Source organism: Aeromonas sp. 603079 (genome assembly GCF_049172135.1).
Classification (GTDB): domain Bacteria; phylum Pseudomonadota; class Gammaproteobacteria; order Enterobacterales; family Aeromonadaceae; genus Aeromonas; species Aeromonas veronii.
This window is the reverse complement of record NZ_JAAKPX010000008.1, coordinates 57490-72538: the sequence shown is the minus strand read 5'-3', so window position 1 is coordinate 72538 and position 15049 is coordinate 57490. Positions and strand designations below refer to the sequence as shown.

Sequence of the window (15049 nt, the reverse complement as noted above, 5' to 3'; positions counted from 1 at the left end):
CGGCTTTTCGACCATGTGACAGCGGCATAATACCTCTAACCCTACAACCCGCAGCCTGCATGGATACCACACCCACAGAAGGAAGCTGGACCATGACCAAATTCAAGTTCCCGTCAGCCTACACGATACTGTTTGTGCTGATCGCCCTGGTGGCCGCCCTGAGCTGGATAGTGCCGGCCGGCAAATATGAAATGACCATGAACGAAGCCCTCGGCAAAGAAGTGCCGGTGGCGGGTACCTACAAACTGGTGGAGGGGAATCCCCAGGGGATCGTCGACGTGCTGCTGGCACCTATCGATGGCCTCTACAACCACGACACCTATGAGGCTGGCGCCATCGACGTCTCCCTCTTTATCCTGATCATCGGTGGTTTTCTTGGCATTGTGACCAAGACAGGTGCCATCGATGCCGGTATTGAACGTGTTACCGACCGCCTGCGCGGCCGGGAAGAGTGGATGATCCCGATCCTGATGGCGCTGTTCGCCGCAGGCGGGACCATCTACGGCATGGCCGAAGAGTCGCTGCCGTTCTACACCCTGCTGGTACCGGTGATGATGGCCGCACGCTTCGACCCTGTGGTGGCTGCAGCAACCGTATTGCTGGGTGCCGGTATCGGTACTCTGGGTTCCACCATCAACCCGTTTGCCACCGTGATTGCCGCCAACGCCGCCGGGATCTCCTTCACTGATGGTATCTGGCTGCGCGTCGCCATGTTGGTCGCCGGTTGGCTGCTCTGCGTTGCCTACGTCATGCGTTACGCCAAGATGGTGCGCAGCGATCCGAGTAAATCTCTGGTGGCTGACAAGTGGGAAGAGAACCGTGCCCACTTCCTTGGCAACAAGAGTGACCAGATGCTGGAGTTCACCCTGACCCGTAAAATCGTGCTGGGTATCTTCGTCGCTGCCTTCGCCGTGATGATCTACGGGGTGGCCGTGCTGGGCTGGTGGATGGCGCAGATCTCCGGTGTGTTCCTGGCTGCCGCCATCATCGTTGGTCTCATCTCCCGCATGAGCGAAGAGGAGCTGACCTCCAACTTTATCGACGGTGCCCGCGACCTGCTGGGTGTGGCGCTGATCATCGGTATCGCCCGCGGTATCGTGGTAGTGATGGATAACGGCATGATCACTCACACCATTTTGCACAGTGCAGAAGGGATCGTGACCGGCCTCTCCACCATCGTCTTTATCAACGTGATGTTCGTGCTGGAAGTGGTGCTCTCCTTCCTGGTGCCGTCCTCCTCCGGTCTGGCCGTACTGACCATGCCGATCATGGCGCCGCTGGCCGACTTCGCCAACGTGGGCCGCGATCTGGTGGTGACTGCTTACCAGTCTGCCTCCGGTCTGGTGAACCTGGTGACCCCGACCTCCGCCGTGGTCATGGGCGGTCTGGCCATCGCCAAGGTGCCTTATGTGCGCTGGCTGAAGTGGGTGGCTCCGTTGCTCGGTATCCTGACCGTGCTGATCGTGGTCTGCCTGAGCCTGGGCGCCGTGCTCTCCTGAGGGATGACAAGCAAGATGAAGCGGGAGCCTGCGGGCTCCCGTTTTTTATAGGCGCAAGAAGTGATGGACACAAAGTAGCAAGCAACAAAAAGGCGACCCGCGGGTCGCCTCAGTGCATTTGGGGGAGAGAGCTTAGCGGGCCTGCGCCAGCGTGCGCACCACGGCGGCATGGGCCTGACGGGTGCGGCTGATATGGCGCGGCGCGACCAGCACCACGTCATTGCCCGCGACGGCGCCCATGATCTCGGGATTGGCGTTGCGATCCAGCAGGCGGGCCACCACGGTGGCGGCCCCCGGAGTGGTGTGGATCAGCACCATCTGCTGGTTGTGTACCACTTCGCGCACCATGTCGTGGATCGAGCGGGTGCTGCCGGCGGGCTCCAGCTGCTCATCGACCAGGGTGTAGACCTTCTTGCCGTTGGCATTCTGTGCCTTGGCAACGCCGAGACGGCGCAGCAGGCGGGAGATGGTGGACTGGCTGATGTCGGCAAAGCCGCGCTCCGACAGCTCGCGGCGGATCTCTTCCTGGGTGCTGTAACAGTGCTGACCGATGATCTGGCGACAGGCATCCAGCTGGGCCAGATCGGGCTCTTGGGCAACGGGACGACTGAGGGTTTTGACCACGACGAATTCCTTTGATGATGACCGGAGGTAAACGCGCGATATCTGCCATAGCAGTCAGTTATCAGGCAAAAACACTGATAATCCATCTATATGCAGGGAATGAGCGGGCATTACCATCTTGCGATGGCAAATTATAGCTGACTGGAAATTCGGTGATGTGACAGGGTTCAAAAATGGGCCCCGCGGGGCCCAATCAGATATCAGTAACGCTCGCTGACGATGTCCTGAGTGAAGGACTTCTCGCAATATTTGCACTTCATCCGCACCACGCCTTTCACTTCGCGCACCCGGAAGTAGCTGTCAACCGGCTCGTTATGGGAGATGCAGTTGGAGTTGGGGCAGTGGAACACCCCGGCGATGAACTCCGGCAGCTCCAGCTGGTGCTTCTTCACCACATTGAAGTCTTCGATGATGTTGACGGTCGCTTTCGGGGCGAACAGCGCCAGCTGGTTGGCTTGTTGTTCGGTCAGACGAGTGTTCTCAATCTTGATGAGATCCTTCTTGCCCAGCGCACCGGATTTCAGGTTGAAGCCGACGGTGATCCGCTCCTGGGTTTCGACCAGCTGGAACAGCTTGAGGATCTTGATGCCCTGGCCAGCGGGGATGTGATCGATGACGGAGCCGTGACGGATGGCTTCGACTTGCAGTTGGTTCTTGTCAGACATGATATTCCCCTAAGCTCAGACAGTTTCGTTCAGTACCAGTGCCAGCAGCGCCTGGCGTGCATAGACCCCGTTCTCCGCCTGCTGGAAGTAGCAAGCGTGGGGAGTCTTGTCGACCGCTACATCGATCTCGTCGACGCGGGGCAGGGGATGCAGGATCTTCATGGTGGGCTTGGCCCCTTCCAGAGTCGCCAGCTCCAGAATGAACTTGGCAGCCATGTGCTTATATTCAGTCTCGTCGAAGCGCTCTTTCTGGACGCGGGTCATGTAGAGGATGTCCAGCTCCGGCATCACCTCTTCCATGGTCTGGTGGACGCTGAACTGGATGCCCTTCTCTTCCAGCTCTTCGCAGATGTAGTCCGGCATCGCCAGCGCTTCCGGGGAGATGAAGAAGAAGCGGCAGTTGAACAGGCTGAGGGCCTGGGCCAGCGAGTGCACGGTGCGGCCATATTTCAGGTCACCGACGAAGGCGACGTTGAGGTTGTCCAGACGGCCCTGGGTCTCATGGATGGTGAACAGGTCGAGCAGGGTCTGGCTCGGATGCTGGTTGGAGCCGTCGCCGCCGTTGATGACCGGCACGCGGGAGAACTCGGAGGCCAGACGGGCCGCGCCCTCTTTCGGGTGGCGCATCACCACCGCATCCGAGTAGGAGCCGATGATCTTGATGGAGTCAGCCAGCGTCTCGCCCTTCTTGGCGCTGGTGTTGCCACCGTCGGCGAAGCCGATGATGTTGCCGCCAAGGCGCTGTACCGCGGTCTCGAACGAGAGGCGGGTGCGGGTGGAGGCTTCGAAGAAGCAGCTGGCAACCAGCTTGTCTTTCAACAGGCTGGTGTCAGGTTCAGCCTTCAACCGTTGTGCGGTTGAGACTACCAGTTCCATTTCTGACCGGGTCAGGTCCGAAATGGAGATGACATGTTTCTTATAGAGTGGATTGGTCATCGTCTGCATTCCCTTTGACATCATTGGAGGTTTTTCGGGCACAAAAAAAAGCCCCTGAAGCAGGGGCTTTTTTTAAAAATAACTGGGGATCTTTGGGGTGGGAACCGGAAACAACGGGGCCGCTCTGGTGCGCACCACCCGTCTGCAAGGCTGTTTTCTGAATCAAAAACTGCATCGTTTCGTCCCGACCTTTTTCAAAACCGGACAGATTATAGGGCCGCTTTTTTAATTGTCAAAATTTTATTTCCGATGCCAATTTCAGTATGAAAAACGTTTAAGTGGCGGAAACATGACGACAAATCCACACTCTGTGCGTCTCTTGCAGCGATTCCCCATCGCGGGCCATGGCGCGCAAATAACCGAGTCTGTGGTGCCCTTCCAGCAGGCAGTAGGGGCGGGGCAGGGGATGACCGTTCGGGTAGCTGGCCCCCTCCTCCGGCACCAGCACGATGACAGGTTCGGGCCAAGTGCCGTCGCTCAGCATCTTCTCGCCGAGCCAGGAGCGGCGGACATAACGGTTGCTGCGCAGCATCTCGCCCCAGCGCTCGATCACCTCCATATGGCGGGAGTCCACCTGCTCTACCAGTTGCGCGGTGGGCCAGCTTTCACAGGTGAACTGATGGCTGGCGAGATCGATAAAGCTCCAGTTGGACTCAAAACCGCGCCAATGGCGGTAAATCCACTGTGAGAGCACATTTTCAGGAATAAAGGGCACCAGCGGCGCGACCCGTTCAAGATAGGCGGGCAGGGGCTCTGTTTTGCGTTCATCCCTGAAGTTGAGGGGCGCCAGTTGTTGGAGCAGTCGGTAATTGAGCATAAGTGGCCTCCCGGTACCTGATTTCACCCTACCCCCATTTATGTCCTATTCCTACCCCGGCAGGGCTGCAAATACAGCAAGTTATCCCGCTTTGCTGCACAAACAAGCGCGACTTGTTCGGGATTTGTGCAATCGCATTAAAAGTGTGAAAAAAGCCTTTACCTTTGAAACCCGCTTTGTATACTACGCCTCGTTTGTTGCAGGGGCGTAGTTCCAATTGGTAGAACAGCGGTCTCCAAAACCGATGGTTGCGGGTTCGAGTCCTGCCGCCCCTGCCATTTTCAGAAAGGCCAGCTCATTGAGCTGGCCTTTCGCATTTCCGGCGTTCGCCAATTTATCCCTCTCTCCTTTCTCTTCTCCTTCTTGCCGCTAGCTCTCGGTGACTGTGGCCACATTGATCTCTATGTCTGCCGCAAGAGCGTTCAGTGTGCTGCAACCCGCTGTTTCAGGACGGTGACCAGCCGCTGGTGGCGGGCGGGGAGTGGCCACTCGGCGCGGTAGATCAGCCAGAGGGTGTCGATCACTTCAATGCTGCTTTGGATCACCCGGATCTTCTCCTGTTGGGCAAAGGCGGTGACGGCGAAGCGGGGCAGCACGGTAAAACCGAGGCCGCGGGCGACCGGCTCCAGGATCAGGCCGATCTGGTTGGTAAAGCCGCGCTGCGGGAGCTCGTCAACGCGCTGGCCGGGGTAGCGTCGTCCCAACAGGCGTTGTGCCATGCTGCGGCCATCCGGGTGGTCGATAAAGCCGAGCTGACAGAGGTGCTGCCAGCTCTGCTCCTCGCCATCGTTGGGCACCACCAGGCAGAGGGGTTCGCGGGCGAAGGGCTCGGCGGCGATGCTGGGGTGTTCAGGCGGCTGATCCACCAGTCCCAGATCGCTGCGCCCCGCCAGTACCGCCTGCACTATGTCGGGGGTGGGGGCAAAGCGGTGCTGGATGGTGAGTCCGGGGTGCTCTTGTTGCTGGTCGAGCAGCAGGGGATAGAGCAGCAGACCAATGCTGCCCGGGGTGGACAGGGTGATGGCGCCGCGGTGAGGGTCATCGTCCGAGAGGCGCGCTCGCAGCTGTTCGGCTGCCTGCGCCTGCTGGCGGGCAAAGTCGAGCAGCACCAGCCCGCGTGGAGTGAGCTCCAGCTGACGGGGCTTGCGCAGCAGCAGGGGGCCAAATTCGGCCTCGAGGCGCGAGATATGCTGACTGACGGCGGCCTGGGTGAGATCCAGCCGTTCGGCGGCGCGGGTAAAACTGCCGGTTTCATGCACCACCACCAGGGTGTGGAGCCAGAGTGGATTAACCATAAATTTAATTTATGCCTTCCATTAGTTTGACCTTATTTTTCATTATGGCGCCTCTTCCTATCATGTCACCTGTTTCCCACACACAATTTCAAGGTGACTTATGACTTACCCGCGCAACTTCTCCCACATCGGCATCACGGTGACTGACCTCGACAAGGCAGTCGAGTTCTATACCAAGGTGATGGGCTGGTATCTCATCATGCCGGCGACCACCATCACCGAGGATGACTCCGCCATCGGCGTGATGTGCAACGACGTGTTCGGTCCGGGCTGGGGCTCCTTCCGCATCGCCCACCTCTCTACCGGCGACAAGATTGGCATCGAGCTGTTCGAGTTCCCCAACAGCGAGCGCCGTGAGAACAACTTCGAATTCTGGAAGACCGGGGTGTTCCACTTCAGCGTGCAGGATCCGGATGTCGAGGGGCTGGCGGCGCGCATCGTCGCGGCGGGCGGCAAGCAGCGGATGCCGGTGCGCGAGTACTACCCGGGTGAGAAGCCCTACCGCATGGTCTACATGGAAGATCCCTTCGGCAATATTGTCGAGATCTACAGCCACAGCTATGAGCTGACCTACTCCGCCGGTGCATATCAGGGGTAAGTGACAGGCCGCCTTCGGGCGGCCTGCTGCTTTGTTGTTACAAGAGTCAGCAGCATGGAATAGCGATCTGCTTCACAAGAATAGCGCGTTCTGTTGTTGATAGATGGGAAAATATACAGATTCACTAAAGTCTGTTCATATTGCGGCCGATAGCCTTTGATACATCAGGGTTTTCCCTGCCTGACACAACAACAAGGATTCGTCGTCATGACCCTCTCTCTGCGCGGCAAGCTGCTGGCCACCAGTCTTGGCGTAGTGCTGCTGATGGCATCACTGCTCGGCATCGTTGCCTTTCACACCCTAAAATCCCGCACCATGAGCGCCATCCAGAGCGAGGCGGTCAACTATGGCCACGCCTACTCGGTCGCCATCGGCGACTGGATGACGGATCGCAAGAACACCGTCCATGCGCTGGTCAACCTGATCAGCGATAACCCCCAAGCCGAGCTGGTGCCGCACCTGAAGCAGGCCTACACCTCCGGTGGGTTCGGTCTCACCTATTTTGGCTCCGCGCAGGGGGTGATGACCCGGCAGGATCCCTCCCTCAACACCGGTAACTATGACCCGCGGGAGCGCCCCTGGTATCAGGATGCGGTGAAAGCGGGTCAGCTCATCGTCACCGCCCCCTATGTCAGCGTCACCATGCAGAAGCTGGTGGTCACCCTCTCCGAGCCGGTACGCCATCAGGGCGAGCTGGTCGGTGCCGTGGGGGCCAACCTGGCGCTCGACAAGCTGATCGACGAAGTACTGGCGATGAAGGTGCAGGGTGAAGGCTATGCCATGCTGCTCGACAGCAGCGGCCTCATCGTCGGCCATCCGCAGAAGGATTTGGCGCTCAAGCCCATCGCCGAGCTGGCGCCGGGGCTCTCTGCCGCCACCTTCCAGCAGTGGGGCCGCGAAAACAGCGAGCTGCACGCCGCCACCCTCGACGGGCGGGATGTACTGCTGGCGGTACAACCGGTGCCGGGCACCGACTGGCTGCTGGCCATGGTGATGTATCGCGATGTGCTGGAGGCGCCGCTCAGCAGTCTGCTGTGGGAGCTGGTGGGGTTGACCCTGGTGCTGATGCTGGTGTTCAGCGCCCTGCTCACCGCCACCTTCAAATACCTGTTCGCCGATCTCGGTCGGGTCGCGCACGCCCTGCACGACATCGCCCACGGTGAGGGGGATCTCACCGTTCACATCAACACCCACAGCAAGGATGAGGTGGGTCAGCTGGCCCAGAACTTCAACCAGTTCGTGGCGCGGCTGCACGGCATCGTCAGCCGGTTGCGCGATGTGACCGTCGAGCTGGCGGCCCAGTCCCGTGCCCAGGCGGCCGGGGCGCAGGCTCGCAGTCAGCGGGTGCGCCAGCAGCAGGACGAGATCGTGATGGTGGCGACCGCGGTGACCGAGATGGCCTCCGCTACCCAAGAGATCGCCGGTAACGCCGAGTTTGCCGCCACTACCGCCACCGATGCGGTTGCACTGGCGGTCGCCGGTCAATCCCAGGTTGGCCAGAGTCAGCGCAGCATTACCGGTCTGGCGGACGAAGTGGCCGATGCCAGCCAGATCATCAATGAGCTCGACAGCCATGCCCAGAAGATCAGCGGCATTCTGGCGACCATCAGCGGCATCGCCGAGCAGACCAACCTGCTGGCGCTCAACGCCGCCATTGAGGCGGCCCGGGCCGGTGAGCAGGGCCGAGGCTTCGCGGTAGTGGCGGACGAGGTGCGGGTGCTGTCGCGCCGTACCCACGACTCCACCGACGAGATCCAGCAGATGATCGAGACCCTGCAGCAGACCACCGGTCGCGCCGTGGGTGGCATGGAGACCAGCCGTCAGCTGGCGGGTACCAGCGTCGAGGATGCGGAAGCGGCCAACCAGAGCCTTGCCCGGATCAACGAGGCGATCGGCTCCATCAGCGACATGGCGACCCAGATCGCCGCGGCGGCCGAGGAGCAGACTTCAGTGACCGGCGAGATCAGCCGCAATACCGAGAATATCCGCCACGTCTCGCAAGAGCTGGCCGAGCAGGCGGGCAACGAGGCGGCGCAGGCGGCCGAACTCAAGTCGCTGACCGAGCGGCTGGAGCAGGAGATCGGCCGCTTCCGGCTCTGATCCTCAGGCCATCTTCCATGAAAAAGGGCAGCCCGCGGGCTGCCCTTTGTTATTGTCGCTGACCGTCAGGCGGCGCTCTCCAGTTGCGCCAGATGGAAAGCGCGCCAGTTGCCGTCGGGCAGGTAGTGCTTGCCCTGTTGCCACCTGGGATCGTGCTGCACTACGTAGCGGTAGTGGTAGGCCTGCTGTTGGCCGACATAACGCCCCTGCGCCGGGTCGAAGATCTCCACCTCGATGAGCTGGCGCAGATATTCGCTCTGGGGATCATCCTCGCCGTGGAAGTTCTCCATCTCGTCGAGCGCCGCGATGGCGGCAGGGAAGTCGTCCAGCACAAACAGCTCGCCATAGACCCAGTCATCCCCCTGCAGCAGGGCGGGGTAGCCCTTGTGCTGCAGGTGATAGAGAGCGCCGCGCACCCGAGCGCGCCGGGGCGTCTGGCTCACGTGGTGAGCCAGATAGCGGCGGTAGTTGAACAGCCCGTCCATCAGGCTGCCGTAGACGAACAGCGGGCGTGGCTGGCAAAGGCTCATGAGATCTCGCCGCCCACGACCTTGATATCGCCATCCTGCTGCAGCACCACCGCCTCGATGGCCAGCGCCAGCGCGCGGGTAATCTCGCTCATGGCGAGGCAGGGCTGGTTCACCTTGTCCGCTACCTGCTCGGTGATGTAGGGAACGTGGATAAAGCCACCGCGCACCGCCGGGAACTCTTTCTCAATCAGGTAGTGCAGCTGGTACATGATGTGGTTGCAGACGAAGGTGCCGGCGGTGTTGGAAACCGCCGCCGGAATGCCGTTCTCCTTGATGCGCTGCACCATCCCCTTGAGGGGCAGACGGGAGAAGTAGGCCGGTGCGCCATCGGCCTGAATCACTTCGTCGATGGGCTGCTGCTGCTCGTTGTCGGGGATACGGGCATCGTCGATGTTGATGGCGATGCGCTCCGGGGTAATGGCGAAGCGACCGCCCGCCTGTCCGACGTTGATCACCACGTCGGGCTGGTGCTGACGCATCAGCTCCGCCAGCAGGGTGGCTGACTTGCCAAAGACGGTGGGGATCTGCGCCTTGATCACGGTGGCGTCCAGAATGGTCTCTGGCAGGCGTTTGACCGCCTCCCATGCCGGGTTGATGGGTTCGCCGCCGAAGGGGTCAAAACCGGTAATCAGTACTTTCATCATCTTCTCCCGAATGGTCAGAATGCCCAGAAATACATGAGGGCGATATGGATCAGCACCAGCGTCAGCGCCATCGGTACCTGCACCTTGATCACCTTGTTGAGATCCTTCATCTCCAGCAGGGCGGCGGGCAGGGCGTTGAAGTTGGCGGCCATGGGGGTCATCAGGGTGCCGCAGAAGCCGGCGGTCATCGCCAGCGCCCCGGCCACCACCGGGTCACCGCCCTGGGCGATGACGAAGGGGATGCCGATGCCGGCGGTGATGACCGTGAAGGCGGCATAGGCGTTGCCCATGATCATGGTGAAGACCATCATGCCGAGGCAGTAGGCCACCACCCCGACGAAGGGGCTGCCGACCGGCACTACGGTTGAGATCCCGTGGGAGATGACATCGCCGACGCCGGATGTGTTGAAGATCACCCCGAGCGCAGCCAGCAGTTGCGGCAGAATGCCGGTGATGCCGACCTGCTGGATCATCCGGTCGGAGTCACCCACTACGGTGGAGGGGGTGGCCCGGGTCAGCAGTACCGTGATGACGAAGGCGATGACCGCCGCCAGACCGATACCGACCTGACCGCCAAGGGGGGTGAACTGGGCGATCACCACCGCCAGCACGGCCAGCAGGATGCAGGGGAGGAAGATCCGGTTGCCGATGCGGTTGGCGTGGCGCTGGGACTCCTCCTCGCTCGCCTGCTCCAGCTTGCCGATCTTCACCTGCTTGAGCAGGGTGATGGCCCCCATGGCGAGGATCAGCACGCCATTGATGACATTGGGGATATAGCTGCCGAAGGCGAACAGCACACCCAGGATGGTCCAGAACAGGGCGGTGCCGATCTTGGCCGGGTGGCTGGGGTCACGCAGGACGCGCCAGGCGCTGCTGAACAGGATGACGCCGATCAGCACATAAAAGAATTCGAGCATGTTGGGGATGAGAGTCGCCATTATTGTTGCCCCTCCTTGTCGCTGCTCACGGTATATGTCTTGGCCATCTGGCGGTCAAACCACATATTGGAAATAGCCACCATCAGCAGGGCAATAATGGCTATTGGCATGGATGCCTTGGCAATATCGACGGCAGAGACGCTATATCCAAGAGATTCAAATGTACCGACGATCAGCAATACCCCGGCTGAGGCGACGAAGGTATTCTGGGCAAAGAAGTTGCCGTAGTTTTCGGTGGCGGAAACCCGCGCCTTGACATATTCCTCATCCTCTTCGCTTAATTTGCCGTGCACCTTGGTAGCTGCAGCCTGAGTCATAGGGTTGACCAGCGGACGAATAAACTGGGTGTGACCCTGAACCCGCACCGAGAAGAGGCCGGCCAGTTCGCGGATAAACATATAGAGGGTCATGAACTTGCCCGGGGTGAGTTTCTTGATCCGCTCGATCAGGGTGACTGCCTGCTGTTTGAGGCCGTAGCGTTCACAGATGCCGATCATCGGCAGGGTCAGCAGAAACAGCGTCACCATGCGGTTGGAGACGAAGGCTTCACCCAGCAGGGAGAGGCAATCGGTCATGGATAGGCCGGAGACCAGCGCCGTGGTGACGGCGGCCACCAGTACGACGGCCAGAGTGTCGAGTTTGAAATAAAATCCCAATAAAATAATAAGAATTCCGCTTAATTTAATAAATTCCAATTAATCACCTCGTTAAAGTGAATATTTATATGCATTTTGGGGTGGCCGAGCTGTTTATCATCTGGTTACTGCGATGGCAACAAAAAATCCCCAAAAAGGGATTCGATTGGTTTCTTGTTGGGGCTTTTTGTCGGTTTATCGTTCGTTGGTAAATGGTGAGTCCTGCACCGTCCAGGCTATTTTGTTGCCCCCTAATCATTCATTCAGATTATTTTGGGGAGCCTGGCGACAATAAATATTGGGCTGACAATATGATCGCTATTCTCTTCCATTGATGGGTGATGGGTGATGGGTGATGGGTGATGGGGATTGTTGCGCAATGTCTATCTGGCAACCGTCAGCGAATGGCTGGGTATGACTGTGGTTGTGCGGAGCTGGGGTGAGGAAAGTGAAAGGGAGAGGCGGAGAGAACCGGTGGCGAAGGCGTTTCGCCACCGGTAGCGGGGGTCAATGAGTCTGTTTGACCCAGATAAGCTGGTCGGTGGCAAAGCCCAGCGATTTTGCCTTGGCGACCAGCGCATCCACCTTCGCCTTGGGCGGGTTGGGTGAGCGGGAGAGGATCCAGAGGTAGTCGTGGTTGTAGCTGGTCACCAGCGAGAGCTGGTAATCGGGGTCGAGGTCGATGACGTTGTAGCCGCCGTAGAAGGGGCCGAAGAAACTCACCTTGAGCCGCGCCTCGTCCGGGTTGCCGACGAAGTAGGCCTTGCCCTCGGCTTCGCGCCAGCTGCCATCGCTCTGCTTGCCGCGGTTGAGCACCTTGACGCCGCCATCGTCCCGCAGGCTGTAGGTGGCGCTCACCTGCTCCAGCCCCCGCTCGAAGCTGTGGTCGAGGCGGGCGATTTCGTACCAGGTACCGAGATAACGATCGAGCTGGAAGCCGGTAACGGGGCGGATGCCATCGGCAATCCCGGTACAGGCTGTCAGCAGCAAAGCGGTGAACAGGCAAAGCAGTGAACGCATAAGTAATCCCTCTCTTGTTATCCCTCGATAATGCGCAGCTGGCCATCCCGGAAGCGGGAGGCCTGATCCGTCGGCGTGCTGCCGAAGAAGCGCTTGTACTCCCGGCTGAACTGGGAGTTGCTCTCGTAACCGACTCTGGCCGCCGCGGTGCCCGCCTTGATGCCATCGTGCAACATCATCATCCGCGCCTTGTGCAGGCGAAACGACTTGATGTACTGCAGCGGCGAGGTAGCGGTGACCGCCTTGAAGTGGTGGTGAAAGGCGGAGACGCTCATGTTCACCTCCCGCGCCAGCTCCTCCATGGTAAGGTTGTCGGCATAACGTGACTCTATCATACGCAGCACCCGGGCGATCTGGCCCACATGGTTGTGGCGATTGGCGAGCGCTTGCAGCGCCGGGCCGCCCACCTCGGTGAGGGCGTGGAACAGCATCTCGCGTACCGTCTGCGGTCCCAGCACCCTGGCGTGCAACGGGTTATCCATCAGCTCGATCAGTCGCTCGGCGGCGCAGAACATGGTTTCCGACAGGGGGACCGAGTGGACACCGCTCTTTTGTGGCGCGGGGGCGGGCAAGGCATCGCCCAGCTCCAGCAGCAGCTCTTGCAGGGTGACCAGATCGATCTCGATGGTAAAACCGATAAGCGGCTGCTCGGGGGAGGCGAAGCACTCGCACTCGCAGGGCAGCGGCAGGGTCATTAGCAGATAGTGGTTGGGGTCGTAGCGAAACACCTGATCCGCCAGATAACCCACCTTGTGCCCCTGCAGGATAACGATCATCCGCGGTTGGTAGAGCACCGGGGTGCGGCCATGGTGCTCGGTGGTATAGATGAGGTTGACCTGTTTCACCGGTGATGGGGTGATGCCGGGGGCGGTGACGTGGCGGGTCAATCTGGTTGCGAGGTCGCTGTAACGGTTTTGCATGGGCACTCTTTGATTCGACAGTTCCGGTTTTCGCTGCTTTGTAGAAATAGGCAAGAATCAAGCAGGATGTTGTCTTGATGGTAGGGTGGTTCTGGAGAAAAATGCAATCACGATTTCGCGGCCAGGCCGCCCTGACTATCAGAAGAAGGCAATGTCGATGAACAACTTTACTCTCCATACCCCGACCAAAATCCTGTTCGGCCAAGGGCAGATCGCCCAGCTGCGCGAGCAGCTTCCGAGCGACGCCCGCGTCATGATCACCTACGGTGGTGGCAGCGTGGTACGCAGCGGCTTGTTGGAGCAGATCCGCAACGAGCTGGCTGGCATGACTCTGTTTGAATTTGGCGGCATCGAGCCGAACCCGGCCTACGAGACCCTGATGGGCGCCGTGGAGCTGGCCCGTGCCGAGCGGGTCGACTTCCTGCTCGCCGTTGGCGGTGGCTCAGTGCTCGATGGCACCAAGTTTATCGCCGCTGCCGCGCACTACGATCTGGCCAAGGATCCCTGGCACATTCTCGAGACCGTCGGCAGCGAAGTGCGCTCCGCCATCCCGCTCGGTTCCGTGCTGACCCTGCCGGCGACCGGTTCCGAAATGAACATGGGTGCCGTCATCACCCGTCGCAGCAGTGGCGACAAGGTGCACTTCTTCTCGCCGTTCGTGATGCCGCGCTTCGCCGTGCTCGATCCGGTGCTCACCTACACCCTGCCCGAGCGTCAGGTAGCGAACGGGGTAGTGGATGCCTTTGTTCACATCGTGGAGCAGTACCTCACCTATCCGGTCAATGCCAAGGTGCAGGATCGCTTCGCTGAAGGCTTGCTGCTGACCCTGATCGAAGAGGGCCCCAAGGCGCTGGCCGAGCCGCACAACTACGAGGTGCGCGCCAACATCATGTGGAGTGCCACCATGGCGTTGAACGGCCTGATCGGTGCCGGTGTACCACAGGATTGGGCCACCCACATGCTGGGTCACGAGCTGACTGCCCTGCACGGCCTCGACCACGCCCAGACTCTGGCGGTGGTGCTGCCCGCCCTGCTGCAGGCCAAGCGCAAACAGAAACATGCCAAGCTGCTGCAATACGCAGAGCGGGTGTGGGGTCTGAACAGCGGCAGCGAAGCGGAGCGCATCGACGATGCCATCGCCGCGACCCGCGACTTCTTCGAGCGGATGGGGGTCAAGACCCGACTGCGCGACTACGGTCTCAAAGATCTGGGTATCGACACCCTGATCGGCAAGCTGGGTGAGCACGGCATGACCCGTCTGGGCGAGCACAGCGACATCGATCTGGTGCAGAGCCAGCATATTTATGAAGCGGCCTGGTAAGGTCCGCCAATCGGTGCCAAACGGGCGAAACGATTGAATTGCCGGGGCCCTCTCCCGCCATCTGGCGGCTGAGCGGCCCCGCTTTTGTTGGGAAAATGTTACTTTTCGGCGTTTCGCTGCGAGAAGTGAGACGAAAGCGGATTTCGTAAGAACAAAAAACGCTAAGATAGAGGGCCGGTAAAACATTTTTTTTGACTGGTTGGATCACTTTTTTCAGCCGTTTTTACTGGTATAAGCCTCTAATTTGGTTTGTTTTTTTTAATCGTAGCCAGGGATGGGCTGAATTCTGTACGAGTGCCGTCGGGACTGCGGTTGTAATAAAACTCCAAAATTTGATACTAATCACCTTCGCGCCTGAAAAGCGGGGGCCTGACCATGACAGGAGGTTGAGGTAAAGCCTACTGATTTTCATAACAAAGAGCCCTGGACCTGCACTTTGGTCATGTCTTGTTTCGTCAGAAGTGAGACACTGGGCAGCGATTGTTTATTAACCATCAGGGAATAGTC

16 protein-coding genes and 1 tRNA gene are annotated in these 15049 nt (G+C 59.7%); 5 read left to right on the top strand and 12 right to left on the bottom strand.

The annotated features are described in order from the left end of the window. The first annotated feature begins 92 nt into the window (after positions 1-92). Positions 93-1499, top strand: a complete 1407-nt coding sequence (locus tag G5287_RS07640) for a YfcC family protein (RefSeq protein WP_005339725.1) — start codon at positions 93-95, stop codon at positions 1497-1499. A gap of 132 nt (positions 1500-1631) precedes the next feature. On the opposite strand, the gene G5287_RS07635 is transcribed toward G5287_RS07640, so the two are convergent. From G5287_RS07635 to G5287_RS07615, 5 genes are all read right to left on the bottom strand, one after another. Continuing rightward, entirely contained in the window at positions 1632-2123 is a 492-nt protein-coding gene (locus G5287_RS07635) for an arginine repressor (protein ID WP_005339728.1), read from the bottom strand. Between the two features lie 200 nt (positions 2124-2323). Further along, on the bottom strand, positions 2324-2788 hold the full coding sequence (gene pyrI, locus G5287_RS07630) for an aspartate carbamoyltransferase regulatory subunit (RefSeq protein ID WP_005339730.1): 465 nt from the start codon (positions 2786-2788) through the stop codon (positions 2324-2326). A gap of 15 nt (positions 2789-2803) precedes the next feature. Continuing rightward, positions 2804-3724, bottom strand: coding sequence for an aspartate carbamoyltransferase (pyrB, locus tag G5287_RS07625; protein WP_005339735.1), 921 nt, complete (start codon positions 3722-3724; stop codon positions 2804-2806). Continuing rightward, entirely contained in the window at positions 3705-3899 is a 195-nt protein-coding gene (locus tag G5287_RS07620) for a hypothetical protein (protein WP_421231115.1), read from the bottom strand. Before G5287_RS07620 ends, pyrB begins: the two co-directional genes overlap by 20 nt. Positions 3900-3998: 99 nt before the next feature. Next, positions 3999-4541, bottom strand: coding sequence for a hypothetical protein (locus G5287_RS07615; protein ID WP_368171129.1), 543 nt, complete (start codon positions 4539-4541; stop codon positions 3999-4001). Between the two features lie 201 nt (positions 4542-4742). Between G5287_RS07615 and G5287_RS07610 the strand changes: the two genes are divergently transcribed. Next, a tRNA-Trp gene (locus tag G5287_RS07610) sits at positions 4743-4819 on the top strand. Positions 4820-4963: 144 nt separating this feature from the next. On the opposite strand, the gene G5287_RS07605 is transcribed toward G5287_RS07610, so the two are convergent. Continuing rightward, complete coding sequence (locus tag G5287_RS07605; protein WP_421231114.1) at positions 4964-5836, bottom strand: LysR family transcriptional regulator; 873 nt, start codon at positions 5834-5836, stop codon at positions 4964-4966. Positions 5837-5936: 100 nt separating this feature from the next. Here G5287_RS07605 and G5287_RS07600 point away from each other — a divergent pair, with 100 nt between their 5' ends. Further along, complete coding sequence (locus tag G5287_RS07600; protein ID WP_005339743.1) at positions 5937-6434, top strand: lactoylglutathione lyase family protein; 498 nt, start codon at positions 5937-5939, stop codon at positions 6432-6434. A 207-nt stretch (positions 6435-6641) separates the two neighbouring features. After that, positions 6642-8534, top strand: coding sequence for a methyl-accepting chemotaxis protein (locus G5287_RS07595; protein WP_421231113.1), 1893 nt, complete (start codon positions 6642-6644; stop codon positions 8532-8534). A gap of 65 nt (positions 8535-8599) precedes the next feature. Here G5287_RS07595 and G5287_RS07590 read toward each other — a convergent pair whose 3' ends face one another. From G5287_RS07590 to G5287_RS07565, 6 genes are all read right to left on the bottom strand, one after another. Beyond that, on the bottom strand, positions 8600-9064 hold the full coding sequence (locus G5287_RS07590; RefSeq protein WP_042657314.1) for a gamma-glutamylcyclotransferase family protein: 465 nt from the start codon (positions 9062-9064) through the stop codon (positions 8600-8602). Beyond that, complete coding sequence (gene pcp / locus G5287_RS07585) at positions 9061-9708, bottom strand: pyroglutamyl-peptidase I (RefSeq protein WP_254204228.1); 648 nt, start codon at positions 9706-9708, stop codon at positions 9061-9063. Before pcp ends, G5287_RS07590 begins: the two co-directional genes overlap by 4 nt. 14 nt (positions 9709-9722) lie before the next feature. Beyond that, on the bottom strand, positions 9723-10646 hold the full coding sequence (locus G5287_RS07580) for a DUF979 domain-containing protein (RefSeq protein ID WP_421212409.1): 924 nt from the start codon (positions 10644-10646) through the stop codon (positions 9723-9725). Continuing rightward, positions 10646-11341 (bottom strand): DUF969 domain-containing protein, encoded by a 696-nt coding sequence (locus tag G5287_RS07575; RefSeq protein ID WP_227341773.1) that lies wholly within the window; start codon positions 11339-11341, stop codon positions 10646-10648. Before G5287_RS07575 ends, G5287_RS07580 begins: the two co-directional genes overlap by 1 nt. 447 nt (positions 11342-11788) lie before the next feature. Then, complete coding sequence (locus G5287_RS07570) at positions 11789-12301, bottom strand: lipocalin family protein (RefSeq protein ID WP_421231112.1); 513 nt, start codon at positions 12299-12301, stop codon at positions 11789-11791. Between the two features lie 17 nt (positions 12302-12318). After that, the gene (locus G5287_RS07565) at positions 12319-13221 is read right to left on the bottom strand and encodes an AraC family transcriptional regulator (RefSeq protein WP_421231111.1); all 903 of its coding nucleotides are present in this window, start codon (positions 13219-13221) and stop codon (positions 12319-12321) included. A 157-nt stretch (positions 13222-13378) separates the two neighbouring features. On the opposite strand from G5287_RS07565, the gene yqhD reads away from it, so the two are divergent. Then, positions 13379-14542 (top strand): alcohol dehydrogenase, encoded by a 1164-nt coding sequence (gene yqhD / locus G5287_RS07560; protein ID WP_005356302.1) that lies wholly within the window; start codon positions 13379-13381, stop codon positions 14540-14542. Positions 14543-15049 lie beyond the last annotated feature (507 nt).

Excerpts from the sequence above, each read along its gene's own strand:
- pyrB (WP_005339735.1), bottom strand. The coding sequence starts at position 3,724 with ATGACCAATCCACTCTATAAGAAACATGTCATCTCCATTTCGGACCTG.
- yqhD (WP_005356302.1), top strand. The coding sequence starts at position 13,379 with ATGAACAACTTTACTCTCCATACCCCGACCAAAATCCTGTTCGGCCAA.
- G5287_RS07600 (WP_005339743.1), top strand. The coding sequence starts at position 5,937 with ATGACTTACCCGCGCAACTTCTCCCACATCGGCATCACGGTGACTGAC.
- G5287_RS07620 (WP_421231115.1), bottom strand. The coding sequence starts at position 3,899 with ATGCAGTTTTTGATTCAGAAAACAGCCTTGCAGACGGGTGGTGCGCAC.
- pcp (WP_254204228.1), bottom strand. The coding sequence starts at position 9,708 with ATGATGAAAGTACTGATTACCGGTTTTGACCCCTTCGGCGGCGAACCC.
- G5287_RS07605 (WP_421231114.1), bottom strand. The coding sequence starts at position 5,836 with ATGGTTAATCCACTCTGGCTCCACACCCTGGTGGTGGTGCATGAAACC.
- G5287_RS07615 (WP_368171129.1), bottom strand. The coding sequence starts at position 4,541 with ATGCTCAATTACCGACTGCTCCAACAACTGGCGCCCCTCAACTTCAGG.
- G5287_RS07570 (WP_421231112.1), bottom strand. The coding sequence starts at position 12,301 with ATGCGTTCACTGCTTTGCCTGTTCACCGCTTTGCTGCTGACAGCCTGT.
- pyrI (WP_005339730.1), bottom strand. The coding sequence starts at position 2,788 with ATGTCTGACAAGAACCAACTGCAAGTCGAAGCCATCCGTCACGGCTCC.
- G5287_RS07595 (WP_421231113.1), top strand. The coding sequence starts at position 6,642 with ATGACCCTCTCTCTGCGCGGCAAGCTGCTGGCCACCAGTCTTGGCGTA.
- G5287_RS07640 (WP_005339725.1), top strand. The coding sequence starts at position 93 with ATGACCAAATTCAAGTTCCCGTCAGCCTACACGATACTGTTTGTGCTG.
- G5287_RS07580 (WP_421212409.1), bottom strand. The coding sequence starts at position 10,646 with ATGGCGACTCTCATCCCCAACATGCTCGAATTCTTTTATGTGCTGATC.
- G5287_RS07565 (WP_421231111.1), bottom strand. The coding sequence starts at position 13,221 with ATGCAAAACCGTTACAGCGACCTCGCAACCAGATTGACCCGCCACGTC.
- G5287_RS07590 (WP_042657314.1), bottom strand. The coding sequence starts at position 9,064 with ATGAGCCTTTGCCAGCCACGCCCGCTGTTCGTCTACGGCAGCCTGATG.